Raw genomic sequence first — 21,633 nt, 5'->3', positions numbered from 1 at the left:
TGGATTCACATTTGCAGCATTTGATGGGATTACTTAGGCCAAAGTAAAAATCTTATATACGGAAAGAGGTCTTTATACCATGACGAAGATGCTAAAAGGATTTCCGAAAAACTTCTTGTGGGGCGGGGCAACTGCAGCCAACCAATTGGAAGGTGCTTTTGACGTAGATGGAAAAGGCTTGTCCAGCGCAGACATGATTGCTTATGTACCCAAAGCGGAACGTAAGAACGATCACGCTATAGAGATTTCGTCCGAGCGACTCGAAGACATTTTGGCAGGCAAAGTCAATGCCCGTTTCCCAAAACGTGAAGGTGTGGACTTTTACCACCACTACAAAGAAGATATTGCATTGTTCGCTGAAATGGGCTTTAAAGTATTTCGTATGTCCATCCACTGGTCGCGGATTTTCCCGAATGGCTATGATCACGAACCGAATGAAGCAGGATTGCAATTCTACGACAATGTATTTGATGAGCTGCGCAAATATAATATTGAGCCCTTGGTAACATTGTCACATTATGAAACACCGCTAGGTCTGACTCAGAAGTATAATGGCTGGCTGGGTCGTGAAGTCATACAGCATTACGTCAATTATGCCGAAACGGTGTTTACACGCTATAAGGATAAAGTAAAATACTGGCTGACCTTTAATGAAATCAATGTAATGACCATGAGTCCGTTCACCGGTGGCGGTGTGGTTATTGACCGTGTAGAAAACAAACAACAAGCGATATATCAAGCATTGCATCATCAATTTGTAGCTAGTGCACTGGCAACCAAACGGGGACATGAGATCATCCCGGGTGCTCAGATCGGCTGTATGTTGGCACGTATAGAAAGCTATCCACATACGTGTAACCCAGCGGATATACTGAAAGCCCAGCATGAAAATCAGATGAACCTATTCTTTACGGATGTGCATGCCCGTGGGGAATATTCCAACTATATGAATCGTTATTTTGTAGAAAATAATATTGTGATCCAGACAGAACCCGGCGATGCCGAAATTTTGAAAAATAATACGGTTGATTTTATCTCATTTAGCTACTACATGACCTTGACCGTATCGGCAGGTCCAGAAGGCGAGAAAGCAGCAGGAAACCTGATTGGCGGCGTGAAAAATCCGTATCTGCAGTCCTCCGACTGGGGATGGCAGATCGATCCGATCGGCCTGCGTGTTACACTGAATACGTTTTATGATCGCTATCAAAAGCCGCTGTTCATCGTGGAAAATGGCTTGGGTGCATATGATAAGGTGGAAGAGGACGGCTCTGTGCATGACACGTATCGCATTGATTACTTGCGTCAGCATATTGTCCAAATGAAGGAAGCGATTGCTGACGGTGTTGATCTGATTGGTTACACCAGCTGGGGCCCTATCGACCTCGTGAGCATGTCTACTTCCGAAATGTCCAAGCGCTACGGATTTATTTACGTTGATCTGGATGATGACGGTAACGGAACGCTCAAACGCTCCAAAAAAGACTCTTTTAACTGGTATAAAAATGTGATAGCAACCAATGGTGAAGAATTGTAATTTCATATCGTCTCGGGCGGGTATAGCAGAGGACATCCTAAGGATGCAATCTGCTGTACCCGCTTTTTTGATAGACATAATAATATTTCAGAGGGCTTCACAAACTTTTCACTTGTAATAAGCTGAAAGTTTTCTGTATAATGAATAAAAATTTCATATGTCTGGTTGATGTTTGCGGGAGATGGAACGAAAGTTCCGACCGAAGGGGCAAAACTCTCAGGTGCTTAGGCTGTTTACAGCCACAAGCGGGGACCGTAAACGGACAGAACTCTGGAGAGACCCTTAATTGGGCGCCGAAGGTGCACCGCAGAGAACATCTGCTTAAACTCTCAGGCAAAAGGACAGAGACGCGAATAACCTGTGACAGGGAATGCCCTAGGCTTTTTTATGAGCTATTAGAGGCAGAAACCTGCACAAGATGGTTGTATTTTTTCGTGCCTTTAACCTCTCCAGGAGTCGAATCAGCTGATTTGACTCTTTTTTGTTTTCTAATATGCTGGAGGAGCGGGTTGAAATGAATTTGGTACATGTGTTAGAAGCGATTAGCAGTTGGATATGGGGGGCGCCTCTCATCATTCTTGTCATGGGAACGGGGTTGTGGCTGACCATACGTCTGAAAATGTTGCAGGTATTCCGCCTGCCCCTGGCGATCAAGCTGATCGGTAAGGCCCCGAATGAAGGCAGCGGGGATGTAAGTAGTTTTGCGGCTTTGAGTACGGCGCTAGCGGCTACAGTTGGCACAGGAAGTATTGTCGGCGTAGCGACAGCCATTAAGCTGGGCGGGCCGGGTGCCTTGTTCTGGATGGTCGTTGCAGCCTTTTTTGGGATGGCGACGAAATATGCGGAAGGTGTACTTGCGGTAAAATACCGGGTGAAGGATCGGAATGGACAATTTTCCGGCGGCCCGATGTATTATATTGAGAAAGGTCTGGGACGCCGTTTTAAACCGCTGGCGATGCTGTTTGCTTTTTCGGGCATGCTGGTAGCGTTGTTCGGGATTGGAACGTTTCCACAGGTCAAAGCGATTGTATCTTCGACGGAAAACAGTTTTGGTGTTCCGCCCATTGTAACGGCACTGATTATTGCTATCCTCACAGGACTGGTTACTATTGGAGGACTCAAAAGTATTGCCAAGGTATCGACGAAGGTCGTTCCTTTTAAAACAGGCTTGTACGTACTGATCTGTCTCATCGTACTGATTCGGTTTGCTGACCAGCTTCCTGCCGCAATTGCGCTGGTGCTCCATTCGGCATTTTCAACTACATCGGCAACGGGCGGATTTGCCGGAGCTACGATTATGCTGGCGATGCGAAGTGGGGTAGCCAGAGGTATTTTTGCCAATGAGGCCGGATTGGGAAGCGCACCGATTGCAGCCGCAGCTGCCAAAACCAAATGGCCTGCGGAACAAGGGCTGATTTCCATGACAGGCGTGTTTATTGATACGATGGTTATTTGTGTGATGACCGGGTTGACGCTACTGGTTAGCGGTGTGTGGAGCGGGCCTACCGATGCGGGCCTGATGACTCAGCAAGCATTTTCCAGCGCATTCCCGCTGGGGGCAGAACTGCTCACAATTATTCTGATTATGTTCGCGTTCACCACCATGCTCGGCTGGAACTATTACGGGGAACGCTGTGTTGAATACTTGCTTGGCGTCAAGTGGATTAAGCCATACCGTTATCTGTTCATTCTACTCGTTGGCGGGGGCGCGTTCATTAAACTGGATGCGATTTGGCTGCTGGCAGATATCTTTAACGCAATGATGGCTTTCCCGAACCTGATTGCACTGCTCGGCTTATCAGGCATTGTCGTTGCAGAAACCCGAACCTATATGGATTCTCTGAATTCTAGTAAGAAAAAGGGCATTCTTGCAGGTGCCAGTGTAGGGGCAGCTATTCAAGTAGAAGAAAAGGGACAAACAGTTAATTCATAAATTCCAAAAGGGAGTGCCTTCAGCCATCACAGGCTTGAGGACACTCCTTTTTGAATGTTATAACGATGCACGCAAAATAGCTAAAATATCTTCCTGTTTCAGCTTTTTATAATTACCGAAGCCTCCATATTCCATTTCACGGGCTGCAATGGTTGCGATTTTTTCCAATTGCTCATCATTAATATTGTAACCGGCCAGGGTGGAAGGGGCACCGAGACTTGTCCAGAATGCACTAAGACGGTCAATACCCTCCAAAGCGATTTCTCTATCTGTTTTATCTACGGTGTCTAAGTCAAACATGCTGAGCATCAGCCGTTTCATGCGTGCAGCATCCTGATCCACCGTATGTCTCATCCAGTTGGGGAATAGGATCGCCAGACCGCCAGCATGAGGAATATCATATACAGCAGATAATGCATGTTCAATCGTATGCGAAGCCCAGTCCCCGAAGTAGCCCATTTGCAGTGTTCCGTTAAGAGCAATCGTTCCGGCATATAAAATCGTTTCGCGATGCTCGTAGTTGTGCAAATCCTCCAACAGCTTAGGTGCAGTTTCGATTACGGTTTGCAGCACGGAAAAGCACATACGATCTTGCAACGGTGTATTTTTAACATTGTGAAAATACTGTTCAAATACATGGCTCATCATATCCACCATGCCATATACCGTCTGATCACGTGGCACAGAGAAGGTGTTTTTTGGGTCCAGAATCGAGAATTTCGGATGCGTCACCGCGCTGCCCCATACGTATTTTTCGTTTGTTTCCCAGTTGGTGATAACAGAATCTGGATTCATTTCTGAACCGGTAGCGGCGAGTGTGAGGATGGTACCGAATGGCAGAGCCTGGGTAGGCATGTGCTTTTTATTGATAATATCCCACACATCGCCGTCATATTCAGCCCCTGCTGCGATGGCTTTGGTGCAATCAATAACGCTTCCGCCGCCTACTGCAAGTAAGAAGTCGATGTTTTCATTTCGGCAAATGTCGATGCCCTTCTTAACGGTGGACAAGCGCGGATTCGGCTCTACGCCGGACAATTCATGAATGTTAAGATGTAGCGGCTCTAACGCGTTTAATACCTGGTCATACAGACCATTTCGCTTGACACTTCCGCCTCCGTATATCAGTAAAATATTTTTGCCGTAATTCAGCAGCTCCTGCTGCAGTTCTTCAATTTGATTGTCTCCAAATATTAATTTGGTGGGGTTATAATATGTGAATTTGTTCATCTGGAAAGTTCCCCTCAGTTCATAGTTCATGTTCAAATCGTAAATCGCTTAACCTGATTGCCTGTTGAATACCTAACTTTACCATGTAAGCTATTTGAAATGACGATTAACTATTATACATGAAATGAATAAGGGAATTCAAATAAATCTAATCTTTGACCGCTCCGGCGGCAAGATCGGAAATAAACTGGCGGCTAATGAAAAGAAATAAAATTATAAGTGGCAGTACAGCAAGCAGGGTGCCCGCAATGACCATCGCATAATCCGTATTGTATATCCCGTTTAATTGGGACAGTGCAATCTGGAGTGTGAATTTACGCTCATCCGTTAAGACGATTAACGGCCATAAATAATCATTCCAGGCTCCTATAAAGGTAAACGCGCCGAGAAAAGCGAACGCAGGACGTAGAATAGGCAGTGCTACATTCAAGTACAGCCGAAAAAAGCTGCATCCGTCCATCCGCCCCGCATCCAGCAGCTCCTTTGGAATGGATTCTTCCGCATATTGACGAATCCAGAAAATGCCGAAGGCATTTACCATCCCCGGGATAATAAGCGCTTTGAACGTACCTACCCATCCAAAGGTGGCCATCATGACAAAGGAGGGGACAAGCGAAAGTTGTGAAGGGACCATCATTGTAGCTAGCAGAACGATAAATAGCACTTTTTTGCCCGGAAAATCAAACTTGGCGAATGCGAAACCTGCCAGCGAATCGAAAAACAGAACCAATAAGGTAACAGAACCGGCTACAAAAAGGGTATTAAAAAAGGCTCCGGCAAAATTAATCTGCTGCAATACTCTCGTTATGTTATCCAAGAAGTGGCCGCCAAACCACAATTGCGGTGGAAAACGATAGATGTCTGAAGTTGTACGGGTTGCCATGACGATCAGCCAGTAAAATGGAAACATCGACAGGATGATTCCCACCAACAATCCGGCATATAAAACAAAGGATTTTGCACGTGTCTGCATCATGTTGTGAAGCTCCTTCCCATCGTTATTTTTTACCTTGAACGAGTTTCCAGTTGATGATGGAGAATAGAGCAATGATGAGGAACATGCCCCATCCGACGGCTGCACCATATCCAAAATAGTTGTTAATGAACGACTCGCGGTACAGGTATAAAACGATGGTCATGCCACTTGCCCCGGAACCGCCGTCATTACCGACCAGGACCTGTGGCTCGGTGAAGAGTTGCATACCGCCGATGGTGGACGTAATGACCGTAAACAGAATGACTGGGCGCAGCATGGGGATAGTGATGCGGAAAAAAGCTTGCGCTCCGGTTGCTCCGTCTATTTTGGCGGCCTCATACAGCACATGCGGAATACTCTGAAGTCCGGCCAGATAGATGATTGCGTTATAGCCCATCCATCTCCATACGACCATAGAAGAAATGGCAATTTGGATACCCCATGGCACATTCAGCCATTGAACCATGGGCAGTCCCAAGAGTTGCAGAAGGTAGTTGAGAAATCCGAAATTGTTGGCAAATAAGGCACCAAATATGATGGCGACAGCCACAATAGACGTCACATTGGGCAGGAAGAATCCAACTCGCCATAAGGTGCGCATTTTCACAAATGGGGCATAAAGCAGAAAGGCAATAATCAGTGCGAAGAATAGCATTGGAATTGTTGCATACACCCAGATCACAAAGGTGTTGCCTACAGCCTGCCAAAATTCATGATCTGTTACAAGGTAGCGAAAGTTGCCCCAGCCGTTGTAGGTCATGTCTCCGATTCCGTCCCAGTTGTGAAACGCCAGGTATAATGAAAAACCAATCGGAAACAGTCCAAAGATGCCAAACAGCAGATAAAACGGCGAGATCGCAGCATAAACGGCACGGTGCTTCCAGATTTCTCTCAGCATATTGTCCACACGCCTTTTTTGAATTTTGTTTTTTTATCGCTGTAATTCCCGTTCGATTCGTTCCATGGTTTCCGTCCATAATGCATCAGGATTAGCATCCTGCTTGGCAACATTAGCAAGGCGACGGGTCACAATGCCGTGGATGACAGGGTAGCGCTCGCCGAAATAGCTGCTTTTCACATGACGTGCGGAGGCGGCGAAGATGAGTCCGGTGGCCTGACCCCCAAAGAAAGGCTCGGGTGTCCCCATGATAGGATCGTTATAGACGCCGGGAGTGGACGGGAACAGACCGATTTTGTGGTAGGCTTCCAACTGGTGTTCCGGGTTTTGCAGCCAGGTCAGGACTTCAAAGGCTTCTTTGGGATGTTTGCTGGATTTGAGGATAGAAATGAACGAACCACCCAGGTTGCCGTCTCCTCCAGGAGCACGGGCGACTCTCCATTTGCCAGCTGTATCCGGCGCGGCCTCTGTGAGAACTTGCTTCATCCAAACAGCCCCTACAAAAGAGGCAATTTTGCCGTTATTGACCGAAGCGTTCCATTCGGGAGTCCAGCCATCCGCATTGGCGAGCAGATGCTTCTTGTGGAAATCGACAGCGGTTTTCCAGCCCAGACGGATGTCAGGAGATTGATTGCCAATATAGCTGCCATCCGGCTTGAAGTAGAGGTTTGTATGCTGAGCGAGCACTTGATTGTAAACGTTTACAATATTATCAGCCAAAAACGAACGGCTTCCGAATTTCTGCTGAAGTTGTTCTCCGGCTGCCATGTAATCATCCCATGTGCGGATCGAGGCACTAACCTTTTCAGGATCACTAGGCAAGCCTGCTTGCTTAAATAGATCGCTTCGATAGAAGAGGGCAGTAGGCCCAGTATCCATGGGAAATGCAATCATTTTACCATCAGGAGTGATCCCCTGATTCCATTTCCATTCCAAATATTGATCTTTTAGGCGGTCTGCTCCGAGCTCCCTTAAATCATAAAAACGATCCGCACTTGGAAATAGCTCCACCATCCAGTCGTTCAGAGCTACGATGTCTGGTTCACCAGAACGAGCTGCGAGCGTTGTCTTCAGTTTAGCTTTGAAGTCACCACCTATTTTTTGAGTTTTTAATTCAATGTTGGGAAAGTGTTTTTCCGCTTGGGCGAGTAGTTCATCATCAATGGAACGGTTCCAATACCATAATGTAAGCGTTATCTTTTTTCCATTTGACAAATTAGTTTCAGATGATTGACTTTCAGAGAACGAGGGTCCACTACAAGCACTGAACATAGTGAGAAAAGCAAGACATAATACCAACCATTGTACTGTCTTCACATCATTTCCCTCCTTGCTGTCTGAGATAATCTGCCTGCTAAACAAGTTGTAAATGGTTTAGCTCCATCATATGAAGCTGTTACCCATTTATGTGCATTGCCTTAACCAAAAACAAAAAATTTGAAACGTTTATCCATAAAAAAAAGCACGTGCGTCTGTTATATGAAGAACGCACGTACTTAAGTTAGGGATTCAGCTCATGACATCAACCGCAGTATTTCATCTTTCAGAATTTCGGACCGAGTCCCGAAAATAACCTGTAGGGTACCGTTACCAAGCCTGATGATTCCCGACGCTCCGAGCCGCCTGAGAGCTTGATCGTTAACTGCTTTGTCGTCTTTGACGACAAGACGCAGCCGTGTGATGCAGGCATCAATACTTAGGATATTGTCCGAACCACCGAGATAGGTTAGTATTCTGCCTGCCTGACTGGACGGAGTGTCGGATGTGGCGCTTGCCTTTCCAATGGGTACAGATTCGTTAGCCTCAGACAGGTGACTGTCTTCTCCATCATCTTCACGCCCAGGAGTTTTTAGGTTGAATTTGAGAATGATAAATCGGAACAGAAAGTAATAGATGAGGGCGAAGACAAGCCCGACCGGGATCATTCGCAATGGGTGAGTGGAGAGCTTCATATTGACCAAATAGTCAATGAGTCCTGCTGAAAAGGAAAAGCCCAGTTTGACATCCAATAGGTATACGACCAGGCCGCTCAGGCCTGTCAGCAGAGCATGAACGCCGTAAAGCAATGGTGCAATGAACATAAACGAAAATTCGAGGGGCTCGGTAATTCCGGTCAGGAACGATGCCAGCGCAGAACCGATGAAAATGGAAGCGACGGCTTTACGTTTTTCCGGTTTAGCCGTATGGATGAATGCGAGAGCGGCTGCCGGGAGAGCAAACATCATAATAGGGAAGAAACCGGACATGAATAGACCAGCTGATTTATCGCCTGCAAAGAAACGGGTCAGGTCACCATGAACAACTTCGCCAGCTGCATTCGTATAGTTACCAATCTGAAACCACGCGATTGAGTTTAGTACATGATGCAAACCGAGCGGGATCAGCAGCCGATTGGCAATCATGAATACCATTGATCCGATTCCGCCAAACCCGACAATCCAGTTGCCGAAGGCTGCAATCCCATCTTGTACCGGACTCCAGATCATTCCGAGCAGAATGGCCAGAATCATGGTCGTGAAGGCGGTAATCATGGGGACAAAACGTTTGCCTGAGAAGAAGCCAAGCCAATCCGGGAGCTGAATATTATGATATTTTTTAAACAGAAAAGCAGACCATCCACCGATAAAAATACCACCCAATACGCCCATGTCCAGCTTGACGTCGTCTGGAATATATGCAAATATACCCGGCACTGCCGCCAAAATACGGGTCAACACCATATAGGCAATGACTGCCGATAATGCGGCTACTGCGTCGCCTGCCAGACCAATGGCAACACCAATGGAGAAAATGAGCGCAAGGTTACCGAAGATAGCCCCCGCCCCCTCGTTCAGAAAAGGAGTGACATAATGATTCAGAAATCCGCCAACTACGGGACCAAACGGTATATCCGTTTCATAATTAATCAGAGCTAATCCTTGCAAAATCCCTGCGGCGGGTAGAGTAGCTACTGGAAGCATTAACGACTTGCCGATTTTTTGCAGAAATTTCAGCATAACATTCTTCCCTTCTTCATCGAGTTTGGGAGTGTCGTATTCATCCTGAAATCCTTACTTGTGCCCATTTTTTTACATCATAAATCGGGGGATCTAACATGGTCAACGATTATTTTAAGCTATGAAATGACGTAAATCCGCAGTTGACATCGCTTACATGCTTATATAGTATCAAATTTAAGTTAATAATCGTGACGGAGACAAGAGAGCCACGCAGACATCCCATGGTACAGCACAGGGTTGATTTGTGATGGCTTTTCTTTTTTTTGTGCGATGAAAGCGATCAAAATCGGGTGATCTATTGAGGAGGTAGGTTGTATGTCGCCATACGCAGCCGAATTCATAGGGACAATGATTCTTATTGCCCTAGGTGGCGGAGTGTGCGCAGGGGTGTCCCTGAAAAAGTCATTTGCCCACGCTTCCGGCTGGATTGTGGTCGGAATGGGTTGGGGGCTTGCGGTAGCTATTGCGGTGTATGCAGTGGGTCAAATCAGCGGAGCGCATTTGAATCCGGCAGTTACACTCGCGTTGGCATTTCAGGGTAGTTTTCCATGGCAAGATGTATCCGGCTATATTGTGGCTCAGCTTCTCGGGGCCATGGCGGGTGCGATCATCGTCGTTTTGCATTATTGGCCCCACTGGAAAGAGACGGAGGACACAGCAGCCAAACTCAGTGTATTCGCGACAGGACCAGCTATTGATCATCCGTTTGGCAACGTGCTTAGTGAAATGATAGGTACTTTCATCTTTGTGCTTGCTTTACTGTCGTTTGGTGCCAATTCATTTACAGACGGCCTGAAACCGCTGATTGTTGGTTTTTTAGTTGTCAGTATCGGTTTATCCCTTGGAGGCACAACGGGCTATGCCATCAATCCAGCGAGGGATTTTGGGCCGCGTCTGATGCATTATTTACTACCGATTCCCGGTAAGGGGGCGTCCAACTGGAAATATGCATGGGTGCCCATTATAGGACCGCTATTGGGGGGATCTTTCGCAGGGCCATTTTATCAGGCTGTTTTTAAGGGGAGTGTGACTCCAGCTTTCTGGATTTTACTAGGGATCATCGTGATTGTACTCTTGATTACCTTCCGTATGAGTCGTACTTATAAAAATCATAAAACGGATCACAAACTTACAGCGTAAAAACGATGGATTTACACGGGGAGAGATGAACAATGGGAAAATATATTTTGTCACTAGATCAGGGAACGACAAGCTCAAGAGCGATTTTGTTCAATAGCGAGGGAGATGTAGTGTACTCGGCTCAGCGAGAATTTCCGCAATATTTTCCTCATCCCGGCTGGGTAGAGCAGAATGCGAATGAAATCTGGAGCTCTATTCTCGGAGTCATTGCCTCCTGTCTTTCCGAATCCGGTGTAAAAGCAAATCAAGTGGCTGCCATCGGCATTACCAATCAGCGAGAATCGGTGGCTGTGTGGGACAAAAATACAGGAGTGCCCGTATATAATGTACTCGTATGGCAATCACGCCAAACCTCGGACATCTGTGAAGAATTGAAGCGACAAGGGCACGAGGAACTGTTTCACAGCAAAACAGGGCTGCTGATCGACCCGTATTTTTCAGGCACTAAAGTAAAGTGGATACTGGACCATGTAGAGGGCGCGCGGGAAAAGGCGGAACGAGGTGACCTGTTATTCGGTACGATTGACTCGTGGCTGATCTGGAAACTATCCGGCGGAAAGGCACATGTGACGGACTACTCGAATGCAGCCAGGACGCTCATGTACAACATTTATGAGCTAAAGTGGGACGAAGAGCTGCTGGACATTCTGGGTGTTCCGAAAATCATGCTGCCCGAGGTAAGACCTTCTTCTGAGGTATATGCGCACACCGTGGATTATCATTTCTTCGGTCAGAATGTACCGATCGCCGGTGCAGCAGGTGACCAGCAAGCAGCCTTGTTCGGTCAGGCATGTTACGAAAAAGGGATGATCAAAAATACTTACGGCACAGGCTGCTTTATGCTAATGAATACGGGGGATCAGCCTGTTGAATCTAAACACGGCCTGATTACGACCATCGCTTGGGGACTGGAGGAAGGCAAAGTGCAATACGCACTCGAGGGGAGTGTGTTTGTAGCGGGGTCGGCGATCCAGTGGCTGCGAGACGGGCTGCGTATGTTCCGTGAAGCGAAGGACAGTGAGCCTTATGCCGCTCGTGTTTCGTCTACGGAAGGAGTGTATCTTGTCCCCGCTTTTGTCGGACTGGGGAGCCCCTACTGGGATAGCGAGGTGCGCGGAGCGATGTTCGGCCTAACACGAGGGACCACGAAGGAGCATTTTATCCGCGCCACATTGGAGTCACTCGCTTATCAGACCAAAGATGTGCTTACAGCCATGGAGATCGATTCAGGTATTGCGGTGAAGACGCTGCGGGTGGATGGAGGAGCTGTATTGAACAATTTTCTGATGCAATTCCAGAGCGATATTTTAGATGCAACGGTGGAGCGGCCAGTGATCCATGAGACGACGGCACTGGGGGCTGCATGTCTGGCAGGTTTGGCTATTGGATATTGGAAGAGTACGGATGAACTTCGTAAGCGGGTGAGGGTGGAAACCTCTTTTGCCCCGAATATGGATGAATCAAGACGTGCAGACTTGTATGAAGGCTGGAAAAAGGCTGTGAATGCGACGATGGCCTACAAGTAATGATTAAGCGCTGGGTCTCTGAATATTAAACTGCAAAAAGATGACTTCTGAATCTTATCAGGAGTCATCTTTTTTAAGGCATGAGCTAACCTTTGACCTTCGTATGGTTCCAATGTTGGCCGGCTCCGCAGGAACTACGAATGACCAGTTCCGGCTCGACTTTAATACATTTGGTATCCATTTGTTTATTCATCAGGTCAAACAGCACCATAGCAGCTAGACGGCCTATTTTTTGCTTGTCTTGTTTTACAGTTGTCAGTGGAGGTTCGGTATAACGACAGGCTTCTATATCATCACATCCCACTACAGCAATATCCTCGGGTACCCTCAAGCCGCTTTCCTTGAAAGCACGTATGGCACCAAAGGCAAGCAGGTCGGTAGCCGCAAAAATAGCTTTTGGTAAATTTCCTTGCTGTATCCACGCCTTCGCGACCTGGTATCCATCTTCTGCCGCGTAGTCCTTACCATATACGACCCATTCAGGTCTGACATCAAGACTAAACCGTTTTAGTGAAGCGATAAAGGCCTCCTCTCTCTCTTTAATAACCAAGGAGGGGCGTTCAATGCCTATAAAACCCATGTCGCGGTATCCATTCATGTAAAAGTGCTCAACAACCTTCATTGAAATCTTCTGATTGTCGGACATAATGTAGCAGGAGCTGGCTCCGGTTAGCTCAATATCGACACCGATGCAGGGGATAGGGCTGGCGTCGAGATCAAAAACACTCTTCTCCACTTCATCTCCAGCGATAATAATGCACCCGTCCACTGAAAAATATTTCGAGCGTGCCAAATAGTCCTCTCCATTATCCAGAAATTTCTCATTTGAAAAAAACAGCAGATCGTAACCGAGCAAGCCAATCTGTTTTTTGAAGACATTAATGATATCTACAAAAAAAGGATGACTAAAATCAACATTCAGCTTACCAGCAAATATAACGCCTACCAGATTAGATTTTTTGGTAGCAAGTGTTTTAGCCGAGGAGGAGGGTCTATAGCCTGTTTCCTCCATGATTTTAAGTACCCGCTGCCGGGTTTCCTCACTGATGTCTGTGTAATTGTTAATGATTTTCGAAACCGTTGCTACTGAAACGCCTGCCATGCTAGCTATTGTTTTTATATTCATGGAATCCTCCGCAACTAAACTGATTTAGTTAAATTGACTTTGTTTTTCAAAATTAATGATTACTCGTATTCTATGCTACCTCATAGAAGTGAGTCAACCGTGCTAATAAAGGATGGTTCCTAATATTTTAAGGAGTAATAACGGTGATTTGTATTTTATTTGATAATTTACAAATCTCTATTTACAAATACAGGCTATCCGATACATAATAGTAGCTGTAATTAACTAAACCGCTTTCGTAAAGGTAAGTGCATTTATTCTAAGATAGCCGGAGCTGTGAAGTCTTGATTCCTGAAAGGATGATACCAAGTATGAATGAGAATACCTATACATTCCCCACCACGTTTATGTGGGGAACTTCGACCTCTTCTTATCAAATTGAAGGTGGCGTGGATGAGGAAGGAAGAACGCCTTCTATTTGGGATACTTTCTGTCAAGTACCCGGGAAGGTGATCGGAGGGGACTGCGGAGATGTGGCTTGTGACCATTTTCACCGCTTTAAGGAAGACGTGCAATTAATGAAGCAACTTGGCTTTTTACATTACCGTTTTTCCGTGGCCTGGCCGCGCATTATTCCCGCACCTGGCGTGGTTAACGAACAGGGGCTACTCTTCTATGAGCGTCTGCTGGATGAGATTGAGTCGGCTGGGCTAATTCCAATGCTGACGCTGTATCATTGGGATCTGCCGCAATGGATTGAGGACGAGGGTGGCTGGACGCAGCGAGAGACTATCCAACATTTTAAAACGTATGCCTCTGTAATCATGGATCGATTTGGACAGCGTATAAGCTGGTGGAATACGATAAATGAGCCCTACTGCGCCTCTATTTTGGGCTATGGCACAGGCGAGCATGCCCCCGGCCATGAGAACTGGAGGGAAGCTCTTGCTGCCGCTCATCATATTCTGATGTGTCACGGGATAGCCATGAACTTACACAAGGAAAAGGGCCTGACGGGCAATATCGGTATTACGCTGAACATGGAGCATGTCGATGCAGCCTCTGAACACTCCGAGGATGTAGCCGCTGCTGTCCGGCAGGATGGCTTTATTAATCGTTGGTTTGCCGAGCCATTGTTTAACGGGAAATACCCTGAGGATATGGTGGAATGGTACGGGGAGCATTTGAACGGATTGGATTTTGTACAGCCTGGTGATATGGAGCTGATTCAGCAGCCAGGGGATTTTTTGGGCATCAACTACTACGCCCGCAGTATCATTCGAGCGACTACAGACGCTTCGTTGCTTCAGGTCGAGCAGATTTCCATAGAGGAACCGGTAACGGATATGGGATGGGAGATTCACCCTGAATCCTTTTATAAGCTGCTGACACGGATTGAGAAGGATTTTACCAGAGGATTACCCATCCTGATTACAGAAAACGGAGCAGCGATGAAGGACGAACTGGTGAATGGAAAGATTGAAGACATTGGGCGTCAGCATTACATTGAGGAACATTTAAAGGCATGCCATCGCTTTATTGGGGAGGGAGGTCAGCTTAAGGGCTATTTTGTATGGTCATTCCTCGATAACTTCGAATGGGCCTGGGGATACAGCAAACGTTTTGGTATTATACACATCAATTACGATACGCAGGAACGGACACCCAAACAAAGTGCGCTGTGGTTCAAGCAAATGATGGCGAATAACGGGTTTTAAAAAGAAAAGGGGTGCACGATGCAGCAGTATTATTTTGACGATCAAGGACGTTTTGTGATTGAGAATTTTGCGCAGGCCAAGCCCTTTTCCAGTTTTCTACCCGGTATTGCTGGTGTTCAGGGAATTCCTCTGTGGGCGTATTATGTTAATTGTGGACAAGGAATTGCGAGCTTTGGTGTGGAGGATAAGAATGGAGCTATCATGGAGTTTTTTCCGGCCAACCGAACAGCTCCTTTATTGCTAGCAGTGCTAATCCTGATGCAAGTTTGCATGGAACGGGATATATCGCGAGGCTGAGCGGATCTACGGCAGAATTTATTCATATGTGGATATGGATGATGACGGGCGGGCAGCCGTTTGGCTATGATCATAGGGGCCTATCCTTGAAGCTGGAGCCCAAGCTGCCAGGCTGGCTGTTCACAGCTACAGGTGAGCTATCTTTCTGTTTTCTCGGAAGCTGTCAGGTGACTTATTTTAATACGGATCGCAAGGATACTTATCCACCGGAATGCATAGTGACCCAGTATGTACTGCATTACGCTAGTGGCGAAAAGAAGACGATAAGACAGGCTATATTAGATCATAAAGAGGCACAAGATGTGAGAGAGCGGTTGATTTCCCGTATCGAGGTATATTTGGGGACATAGCTCCATTCATTAAAGCGGTCATGCTGCAATAACAGAGCATGACCGCTTTTTAAAGTTTCATAAATCCTTGTGTCAGGGCAGGGGACTTATGCTGAAATATCTTGCAACTCCAATATCACAGGACAGTGGTCACTGCCTGTAATATGACAATCAATGTTCGCATCCATCAATAGCGAACGAAGTCTCTCCGAGACGAGGAAGTAATCGATCCGCCAGCCAATATTCCTTTCTCTCACCTTTGGCATGTAGGACCACCAGGAATAAACATCCGTCCGGTCAGGATAAAAGGTTCTGAAGGTATCTATAAATCCGGCGTCTAGCAGCTGTGACATGCGTTCCCGTTCCTCAGGCGTAAAACCGGCATTTCCGTAGTTAGCTTTGGCGTTTTTGAGATCGATCTCCTGATGAGCTACGTTCAAGTCTCCACACACGATGACAGGCTTCAAAGCATCCAGTTGTTGCAGGTAGCTGCGAAAACGGTCTTCCCATTCCAGTCTGTAGGGCAGTCGGGATAAGTCCCGTTTGGTATTTGGTGTGTACACATTGACGAGATAAAATTTTTCGAATTCCAAAGTGATGGTTCGGCCCTCCGGTTCTTCATTTTCTTCAAGTCCATAATGCACAGAGAGCGGCTTGATTTTGGTGAAAATAGCCGTGCCGGAATATCCTTTTTTCTCAGCATAATTCCAGTATTGTGTGTATTCCTCCATGTTCTCCATGAGGATCTGCCCTTCTTGAAGCTTCGTTTCCTGTACGCAAAAAATATCGGCATTCGTTTCTTTTAAATAAGTATAAAACCCTTTGGTCACACAGGCTCTTAAGCCATTTACATTCCAAGATATTAATTTCATTTGATTAATCTCCTTGCTACTTCACGCGGTCAAGCGATGTGATTTGTATATCCTTTGTTGACATAAGCTTATAAATGTCTTCTATCTGGACTTCATAGGTCTTTTCATCAAAATGGTCCTGACCAAACATATAATCGTTTAGTTCTATTGCCTTAAGGTTTCGGTTGGTATTCATAGCCGAAGGGAAGTATTCGATGTCTAATGAGGCTTTATTTCCGGCCAACACTGTTTTGAGAACTTTTGCAGTTTGTAATACCCGTTCTTTTTCCAATGACAATCCTGAGTCAGTTAGATCCTCGAATACAATTATACGAATATATTGATCGCCGACCGCTTCGGGATTCAGTTTAAAATCGTCGTATTCTTTGATCATTTTATCTGTTTCCCCTTCTTGCACCCCAGAATGAACAGCGGCTGCATCATCGTATAGCTTCTGTATAACAGGTTTGAGCTTCATGTCCAGTTGGCTCTCCCAAAGGGCGTTAAGATATTTTTCTCTAAATGGGACATCCTCATAAGGACGCTTGGTCATGTTAAAGAGGACGGAAGGATGACGATTAGAGATCGCCTCCATGGTATATTCAGTGAAGGGAATACTATGATAGCTAATATTTTGAATTTGAAAGTCCTCTCCGTATTTCTGCTCCAGATATTGCTCTGATTCTGCGGCTACGTTGCGTTTATTTTCACCTGTTTGTGTAAAAGGTTCTATAATATCTACGTATTTCATTGTGACTGCAAGAAGTAGAAGTGTAGCCCCCACAGTGAGACTGAGCAACATGCGCCATTTGGAAGGCAACGATGCACTTGTCGGCGCGCTACCCACATTGCTTGTAATTTGAAAAGATCGTATTGTAAAAATAATGCCTAAAATGTGGAGAATAATGGCCAGCGGTCCCGAAATAATAAGCAGGTATCCGAGAGAAAATAATGTAAAATAGATCAGAATTCCCTGTGTGATGATCAGAGCCGCTCCTCCAATCATATAGGAAGGAATGGCGAGATAAAACATACCCAATCCAGTACCTAATATAGAAAGCAAAGTGGCAACAAAACGATGAATTTCCCGCGACTTTTGGAGTTTATTCGTAGTCAAGGGAGTCAGCCAACCTCCTTTACTTCAAAATGGTGTAACATGATAGATGATAGCAATATCTGCGTTTTATTGAAAGAGTAGTGACTTGAAACCAGCGCCTAAAGTAGCGTGGCAGACTATTCTTTCTACATTATTTATCATCAAAAAAAGCTCCCTTGCGGAAGCTTTTTTTTGATGTAATTTATCAAGAGAGATACTCTCCCTATGGTTGACTGCGAAGTATAGGCTAACGATGCCGATGGGCCGACGTTACCCTGTGAGTTATCTCATGAGAACAAAAAAAGCCTCCATTATGGAAGCTTCTTGTTATGACGTCCCAGGAGGGATTCGAACCCCCGACCGACGGCTTAGAAGGCCGTTGCTCTATCCAGCTGAGCTACTGGGACATAAAATTCAAGCGAATATTAATATATCATATGGATAAAAGAAATTCAAGTCTTATTTTGCATATATCGCTTATTTAGGCTTTATACAGCATAAATTCTGAGTAGACGTAGTTTTTTTTGCCTTATAAAAGGGTATGTTAGAATACAGGTGAATATGTGTAAGACGAGTGGTTGGACTTCGGCTACTGTTTCTCATATAATCTACAAATACTTGAGCTTGTGAAGGAGAGGGGGTGCCTTGAATAAAGGACTCCAAGGTGACGACAAAAGAAAATAATATTGTATTGTTTCCGAAGACACTGGACTATTATCAAATCCAACTTACTGTGATGCTTGAAAACGAACGTTACGGAGAGGCGATGGCGATGCTGCGTTTTTTAATGCAGTGTCAGGGACAGGAGCAGAAGCAATACGATGAATGGAACGCTCTATTACAATGGCTGGAAGCTGCATTTCCACAGTACGCTGACAGCGGGGCGATAACGGACGCTGTGGAAGAAGAGGTCAGTGAAGTAGAGTTAGCTCGCCGTCATGCACGCTTTAAGCAGGAGCAGGATGCGGGCTACGGCAACAAGCTGTTGCGGATGGCTATGGATGAACCCTTATCCGAACAGACGATTTTAGCGTTGGAGCAGTTGTCCTATTTGGAACTGCCAGAAATCGACGATGCCTTGCTTCGCTGGATTATGGACCGGGAAATCCATCCTTTACTTCAATTCCGTGTTCTACAGACAATGCGACGACGCGGAATGGAAGGGACGATAGAAATCAGACGGGGTGATGAACAAGCGGAAATCGACATTGAAACGGTTCCGTTACAGCCTGGTGATTTTCCAGAGTCGATTATGCGTATTTTGGAACGGGTGGCTGATCAGACTGAGGTGCACGAGCCTACACTATTCTATTTTGCACAGGAGTTGTGGTCACAGTTTGTGATGGCAGTATACGGTACGAATGATTATAGATCCATGTTGGTGGAAGAGGACGGAATGCCGGATATTTGGGCTGCAGCACTCCATCAGACCGTTTCGGAAAGTTTGAACGGTAATAATAATGAGGAAGAAACCCGTGCTATATATGGCATTACAGATGCGTTGCGCTTCCGTTTTGAGCAGGCGTATCGGTCGATGCGACTATTCGTAGCGGCGGGAATGCACACTCCTTAGTGACCGGAAACGTTTACCTGTGAAGCATTCAAAGGGCTGCTCTTGAAAAAGACAGTAATGTTAGATATACTATAGTGGTTATTTTGTGTGCGTTGATTGTAATGAAAACTAAGTGAAGATTTTGTTGGAGGGGAAAGCATAAAATGAAAGCAACTTGGGAGAAAATAGAGAAGAACCTTGGGGTTCTTGAAGTTGAGGTTGACGCGGATCGTGTAGCCGCTGCACTCGACAAAGCTTTTAATAAAGTGGCAAAACAAGTAAGTGTACCTGGATTCCGTAAAGGTAAAGTACCACGTCCTATCTTTGAAAAACGCTATGGTATTGAAAGTCTGTACCAAGATGCAATTGACATCCTGTTGCCAGAAGCTTACAGCCAAGCTGTAGAGCAAACGGACATCTTCCCGGTTGACAGCCCTGACGTTGAAATTGATCAATTTGCTAAAGGCGAATCTTTCAAGTTCAAAGCAAAGGTTACTGTTAAACCTGAAGTGACTTTGGGCGATTACAAAGGCGTAGAAGTGCCTGTAAGCAAACTCGAAGTAAGCGACGAAGAACTGGCTCAAGAACTGGAGCGCCTGCAACAACGTCATGCTGAACTGGTTGTCGTTGATGAAGATGCTGCTCAATCCGGTGATACAGCTATTATTGACTTCGACGGTTCCGTGGACGGTGTACCATTCGAAGGCGGACAAGCTGAGAAGTATTCTTTGGAACTGGGATCTAACACATTCATCCCTGGTTTTGAAGAGCAAGTGGTTGGTTTGCACACTGGCGATTCCAAGGACGTTGAAGTAACGTTCCCTGAGAACTACCATTCTGCTGACCTCGCTGGCAAACAAGCGGTATTCAAAGTGAAAGTTCACGAACTGAAACGCAAAGTTCTTCCTGAGCTGGACGATGAATTTGCTAAAGATGTAAGCGAATTTGACACACTGGCTGAATTCAAGGAAGACTTGAAAAAGCAATTGTTGGATCGTAAGGAAAACGAAGCTAAAGCAGCTCGCGAGGGTGCTGTAGTGGAGAAGGTTGCTGAGAATGCAACAATCGACATTCCTGAAGCAATGGTGAAGAGCGAAGTGCAAAACATGGTTCGCGATTTCGACAACCGTTTGCGTAGCCAAGGTATGAACCTTGAAATGTTCCTTGGATTCTCTGGTCAAAGCAAGGAAGACCTGGAAGAGCAAATGAAAGCTGATGCTGAGAAGCGCGTACGTAACAACCTCGTGCTGGAGCAAGTGGCTAAAGCAGAAAACATCGAAGTTTCCGAAGCGGAAATTGATGAAGAACTGAAAAACATGGCTGAAGCTTACAAACGTTCAGTTGAAGAAATCCGTAGCATTCTGGAAGGTAACGGCTCGTTCGCTAACCTGAAAGAAGAAATTTCACTGCGCAAAACCATTGCTTTGTTGGTGGAAAACAGCAAAGAAGTAGAAGCGCCAGTTGAAGCTGCTGAGTAATTCAGACGATAAAATATACGGAGTATGCTGTAACAAGCTGAAACGTAGTAATTAGATAGGGATAAGGCACGTAGTGAAAGTTACGTGCCTTATTTTTACCTTTGATAACCCAAATTTTAGTCGTTTATGGAAAGTGCTGTGAGTCGCGTTTTCTTGTTTTACATAAGTCACTACCGTATATTTGCACATACATACGAAACATGGTTAAATATGAGAAGGTCTCGGCAGAGTGTACTGTAAATAGCCCGCACTGCATATATGAGCGCATGCAAATATGACACGAGACTCTGAACATGTTAAAATATTTTGTAAGGTGTTCACGTTTCATGCTTGCTGCTTCCGTTTTAATGGGACATAAGGAAGCGGATGAATACAGGTGTTCATTTTAATAAAGAAAAGAGGTTGGTCGTGATGAGTCTCGTCCCTATGGTTGTGGAACAAACGAATCGAGGAGAACGATCTTACGATATTTACTCGCGGTTGCTTAAGGATCGTATTATTTTCCTAAGTGGCCCGATTGATGACGATGTCGCCAATCTCGTCATTGCACAGCTATTGTTCCTTTCTGCGGAAGATCCAGAGAAGGATATTAATTTGTACATTAACTCGCCAGGCGGTTCTGTAACTGCGGGCATGGGTATATATGATACAATGCAATTCATTAAGCCGGACGTATCGACGATCTGTGTAGGCATGGCTGCAAGTATGGGTTCGTTGCTGCTAACAGCGGGTGCGCCAGGTAAGAGATACGCGCTTACCAATAGTGAAGTCATGATTCATCAGCCACTTGGTGGCATTCAGGGGCAAGCCTCCGATATGCTGATTCATGCGGACTGGATTATCAAAACACGTGCTAAGCTGAATCAAATCTATGTAGAGCGTACGGGTCAGCCCCTCGAAAAAATCGAACGTGATACTGACCGGGATTTCTTCATGGAAGCGGAAGAGGCAAAAGCATACGGTATCATTGACCAGGTGCTGTCTAAACCGATTAATCTGTAAAGGGG

18 protein-coding genes, 1 tRNA gene and 2 riboswitches are annotated in these 21,633 nt (G+C 45.7%); of the genes, 10 read left to right on the top strand and 9 right to left on the bottom strand.

What is annotated here, in order from left to right:
* Nucleotides 1-79: 79 nt before the first annotated feature.
* Together MHH57_RS19265 and MHH57_RS19260 are read left to right on the top strand one after the other, a co-directional pair.
* The gene (locus tag MHH57_RS19265; RefSeq protein ID WP_342434415.1) at nt 80-1,537 is read left to right on the top strand and encodes a glycoside hydrolase family 1 protein; all 1,458 of its coding nucleotides are present in this window, start codon (nt 80-82) and stop codon (nt 1,535-1,537) included.
* A 165-nt stretch (nt 1,538-1,702) separates the two neighbouring features.
* A riboswitch (glycine riboswitch) is annotated at nt 1,703-1,779 on the top strand.
* Between the two features lie 18 nt (nt 1,780-1,797).
* A riboswitch (glycine riboswitch) is annotated at nt 1,798-1,892 on the top strand.
* Between the two features lie 159 nt (nt 1,893-2,051).
* Nucleotides 2,052-3,470, top strand: a complete 1,419-nt coding sequence (locus MHH57_RS19260; protein WP_029518389.1) for a sodium:alanine symporter family protein — start codon at nt 2,052-2,054, stop codon at nt 3,468-3,470.
* A gap of 57 nt (nt 3,471-3,527) precedes the next feature.
* On the opposite strand, the gene MHH57_RS19255 is transcribed toward MHH57_RS19260, so the two are convergent.
* The 5 genes from MHH57_RS19255 to MHH57_RS19235 form a co-directional block, all read right to left on the bottom strand.
* Nucleotides 3,528-4,700, bottom strand: a complete 1,173-nt coding sequence (locus MHH57_RS19255; protein ID WP_342434414.1) for an iron-containing alcohol dehydrogenase — start codon at nt 4,698-4,700, stop codon at nt 3,528-3,530.
* A 148-nt stretch (nt 4,701-4,848) separates the two neighbouring features.
* A complete protein-coding gene (locus MHH57_RS19250) occupies nt 4,849-5,676 on the bottom strand; it encodes a carbohydrate ABC transporter permease (protein ID WP_029518391.1) in 828 nt (275 codons plus the stop codon).
* A gap of 22 nt (nt 5,677-5,698) precedes the next feature.
* Nucleotides 5,699-6,574 (bottom strand): sugar ABC transporter permease, encoded by an 876-nt coding sequence (locus MHH57_RS19245; protein WP_342434413.1) that lies wholly within the window; start codon nt 6,572-6,574, stop codon nt 5,699-5,701.
* Between the two features lie 33 nt (nt 6,575-6,607).
* Complete coding sequence (locus MHH57_RS19240) at nt 6,608-7,891, bottom strand: ABC transporter substrate-binding protein (protein WP_029518393.1); 1,284 nt, start codon at nt 7,889-7,891, stop codon at nt 6,608-6,610.
* Between the two features lie 197 nt (nt 7,892-8,088).
* Complete coding sequence (locus MHH57_RS19235; protein WP_342434412.1) at nt 8,089-9,570, bottom strand: PTS transporter subunit EIIC; 1,482 nt, start codon at nt 9,568-9,570, stop codon at nt 8,089-8,091.
* Nucleotides 9,571-9,888: 318 nt separating this feature from the next.
* Between MHH57_RS19235 and MHH57_RS19230 the strand changes: the two genes are divergently transcribed.
* Complete coding sequence (locus MHH57_RS19230) at nt 9,889-10,713, top strand: MIP/aquaporin family protein (RefSeq protein WP_341071175.1); 825 nt, start codon at nt 9,889-9,891, stop codon at nt 10,711-10,713.
* Nucleotides 10,714-10,745: 32 nt separating this feature from the next.
* Entirely contained in the window at nt 10,746-12,239 is a 1,494-nt protein-coding gene (gene glpK, locus MHH57_RS19225) for a glycerol kinase GlpK (RefSeq protein ID WP_341071174.1), read from the top strand.
* 85 nt (nt 12,240-12,324) lie between these two features.
* Here the strand turns inward: glpK and MHH57_RS19220 are convergent, their stop codons facing one another.
* Nucleotides 12,325-13,365 (bottom strand): LacI family DNA-binding transcriptional regulator, encoded by a 1,041-nt coding sequence (locus MHH57_RS19220; RefSeq protein WP_029518397.1) that lies wholly within the window; start codon nt 13,363-13,365, stop codon nt 12,325-12,327.
* Between the two features lie 311 nt (nt 13,366-13,676).
* On the opposite strand from MHH57_RS19220, the gene MHH57_RS19215 reads away from it, so the two are divergent.
* Genes MHH57_RS19215 through MHH57_RS19205 form a run of 3 tightly spaced genes read left to right on the top strand, consistent with a single transcriptional unit; the run spans nt 13,677 to nt 15,670 of the window.
* A complete protein-coding gene (locus MHH57_RS19215) occupies nt 13,677-15,023 on the top strand; it encodes a GH1 family beta-glucosidase (RefSeq protein WP_342434411.1) in 1,347 nt (448 codons plus the stop codon).
* Nucleotides 15,024-15,041: 18 nt separating this feature from the next.
* Nucleotides 15,042-15,320 (top strand): hypothetical protein, encoded by a 279-nt coding sequence (locus MHH57_RS19210; protein ID WP_342434410.1) that lies wholly within the window; start codon nt 15,042-15,044, stop codon nt 15,318-15,320.
* Nucleotides 15,321-15,346: 26 nt separating this feature from the next.
* Nucleotides 15,347-15,670 (top strand): hypothetical protein, encoded by a 324-nt coding sequence (locus MHH57_RS19205; RefSeq protein ID WP_230585102.1) that lies wholly within the window; start codon nt 15,347-15,349, stop codon nt 15,668-15,670.
* An 86-nt stretch (nt 15,671-15,756) separates the two neighbouring features.
* Here MHH57_RS19205 and MHH57_RS19200 read toward each other — a convergent pair whose 3' ends face one another.
* From MHH57_RS19200 to MHH57_RS19190, 3 genes are all read right to left on the bottom strand, one after another.
* Nucleotides 15,757-16,521, bottom strand: coding sequence for an exodeoxyribonuclease III (locus MHH57_RS19200; RefSeq protein ID WP_029518401.1), 765 nt, complete (start codon nt 16,519-16,521; stop codon nt 15,757-15,759).
* A 16-nt stretch (nt 16,522-16,537) separates the two neighbouring features.
* Nucleotides 16,538-17,617: a hypothetical protein gene (locus MHH57_RS19195; protein WP_342434409.1), complete on the bottom strand. Its 1,080-nt coding sequence runs from the start codon at nt 17,615-17,617 to the stop codon at nt 16,538-16,540.
* Between the two features lie 312 nt (nt 17,618-17,929).
* Nucleotides 17,930-18,003, bottom strand: a tRNA-Arg gene (locus tag MHH57_RS19190).
* 257 nt (nt 18,004-18,260) lie between these two features.
* Between MHH57_RS19190 and MHH57_RS19185 the strand changes: the two genes are divergently transcribed.
* The 3 genes from MHH57_RS19185 (at nt 18,261) to clpP (ending at nt 21,628) form a co-directional block, all read left to right on the top strand.
* Entirely contained in the window at nt 18,261-19,169 is a 909-nt protein-coding gene (locus tag MHH57_RS19185) for a hypothetical protein (RefSeq protein ID WP_318628059.1), read from the top strand.
* A gap of 143 nt (nt 19,170-19,312) precedes the next feature.
* Entirely contained in the window at nt 19,313-20,626 is a 1,314-nt protein-coding gene (gene tig, locus MHH57_RS19180; RefSeq protein ID WP_028541569.1) for a trigger factor, read from the top strand.
* A 411-nt stretch (nt 20,627-21,037) separates the two neighbouring features.
* Nucleotides 21,038-21,628 carry an ATP-dependent Clp endopeptidase proteolytic subunit ClpP gene (gene clpP, locus MHH57_RS19175; protein ID WP_016324659.1) on the top strand — a complete coding sequence of 197 codons (591 nt, stop codon included), beginning with the start codon at nt 21,038-21,040 and terminating at the stop codon, nt 21,626-21,628.
* The last annotated feature ends 5 nt before the right edge of the window (nt 21,629-21,633 follow it).

It is taken from the genome of Paenibacillus sp. FSL H7-0442, assembly GCF_038593105.1.
Lineage (GTDB): Bacteria > Bacillota > Bacilli > Paenibacillales > Paenibacillaceae > Paenibacillus > Paenibacillus polymyxa_D.
This window is presented reverse-complemented; position numbering and strand designations above follow the sequence as displayed.

Excerpts from the sequence above, each read along its gene's own strand:
- MHH57_RS19215 (WP_342434411.1), top strand. The coding sequence starts at position 13,677 with ATGAATGAGAATACCTATACATTCCCCACCACGTTTATGTGGGGAACT.
- clpP (WP_016324659.1), top strand. The coding sequence starts at position 21,038 with ATGAGTCTCGTCCCTATGGTTGTGGAACAAACGAATCGAGGAGAACGA.
- MHH57_RS19245 (WP_342434413.1), bottom strand. The coding sequence starts at position 6,574 with ATGCTGAGAGAAATCTGGAAGCACCGTGCCGTTTATGCTGCGATCTCG.
- MHH57_RS19210 (WP_342434410.1), top strand. The coding sequence starts at position 15,042 with ATGCAGCAGTATTATTTTGACGATCAAGGACGTTTTGTGATTGAGAAT.
- MHH57_RS19260 (WP_029518389.1), top strand. The coding sequence starts at position 2,052 with ATGAATTTGGTACATGTGTTAGAAGCGATTAGCAGTTGGATATGGGGG.
- MHH57_RS19200 (WP_029518401.1), bottom strand. The coding sequence starts at position 16,521 with ATGAAATTAATATCTTGGAATGTAAATGGCTTAAGAGCCTGTGTGACC.
- MHH57_RS19205 (WP_230585102.1), top strand. The coding sequence starts at position 15,347 with ATGTGGATATGGATGATGACGGGCGGGCAGCCGTTTGGCTATGATCAT.
- MHH57_RS19230 (WP_341071175.1), top strand. The coding sequence starts at position 9,889 with ATGTCGCCATACGCAGCCGAATTCATAGGGACAATGATTCTTATTGCC.
- MHH57_RS19235 (WP_342434412.1), bottom strand. The coding sequence starts at position 9,570 with ATGCTGAAATTTCTGCAAAAAATCGGCAAGTCGTTAATGCTTCCAGTA.
- MHH57_RS19255 (WP_342434414.1), bottom strand. The coding sequence starts at position 4,700 with ATGAACAAATTCACATATTATAACCCCACCAAATTAATATTTGGAGAC.
- MHH57_RS19250 (WP_029518391.1), bottom strand. The coding sequence starts at position 5,676 with ATGATGCAGACACGTGCAAAATCCTTTGTTTTATATGCCGGATTGTTG.
- tig (WP_028541569.1), top strand. The coding sequence starts at position 19,313 with ATGAAAGCAACTTGGGAGAAAATAGAGAAGAACCTTGGGGTTCTTGAA.
- MHH57_RS19265 (WP_342434415.1), top strand. The coding sequence starts at position 80 with ATGACGAAGATGCTAAAAGGATTTCCGAAAAACTTCTTGTGGGGCGGG.
- MHH57_RS19220 (WP_029518397.1), bottom strand. The coding sequence starts at position 13,365 with ATGAATATAAAAACAATAGCTAGCATGGCAGGCGTTTCAGTAGCAACG.
- glpK (WP_341071174.1), top strand. The coding sequence starts at position 10,746 with ATGGGAAAATATATTTTGTCACTAGATCAGGGAACGACAAGCTCAAGA.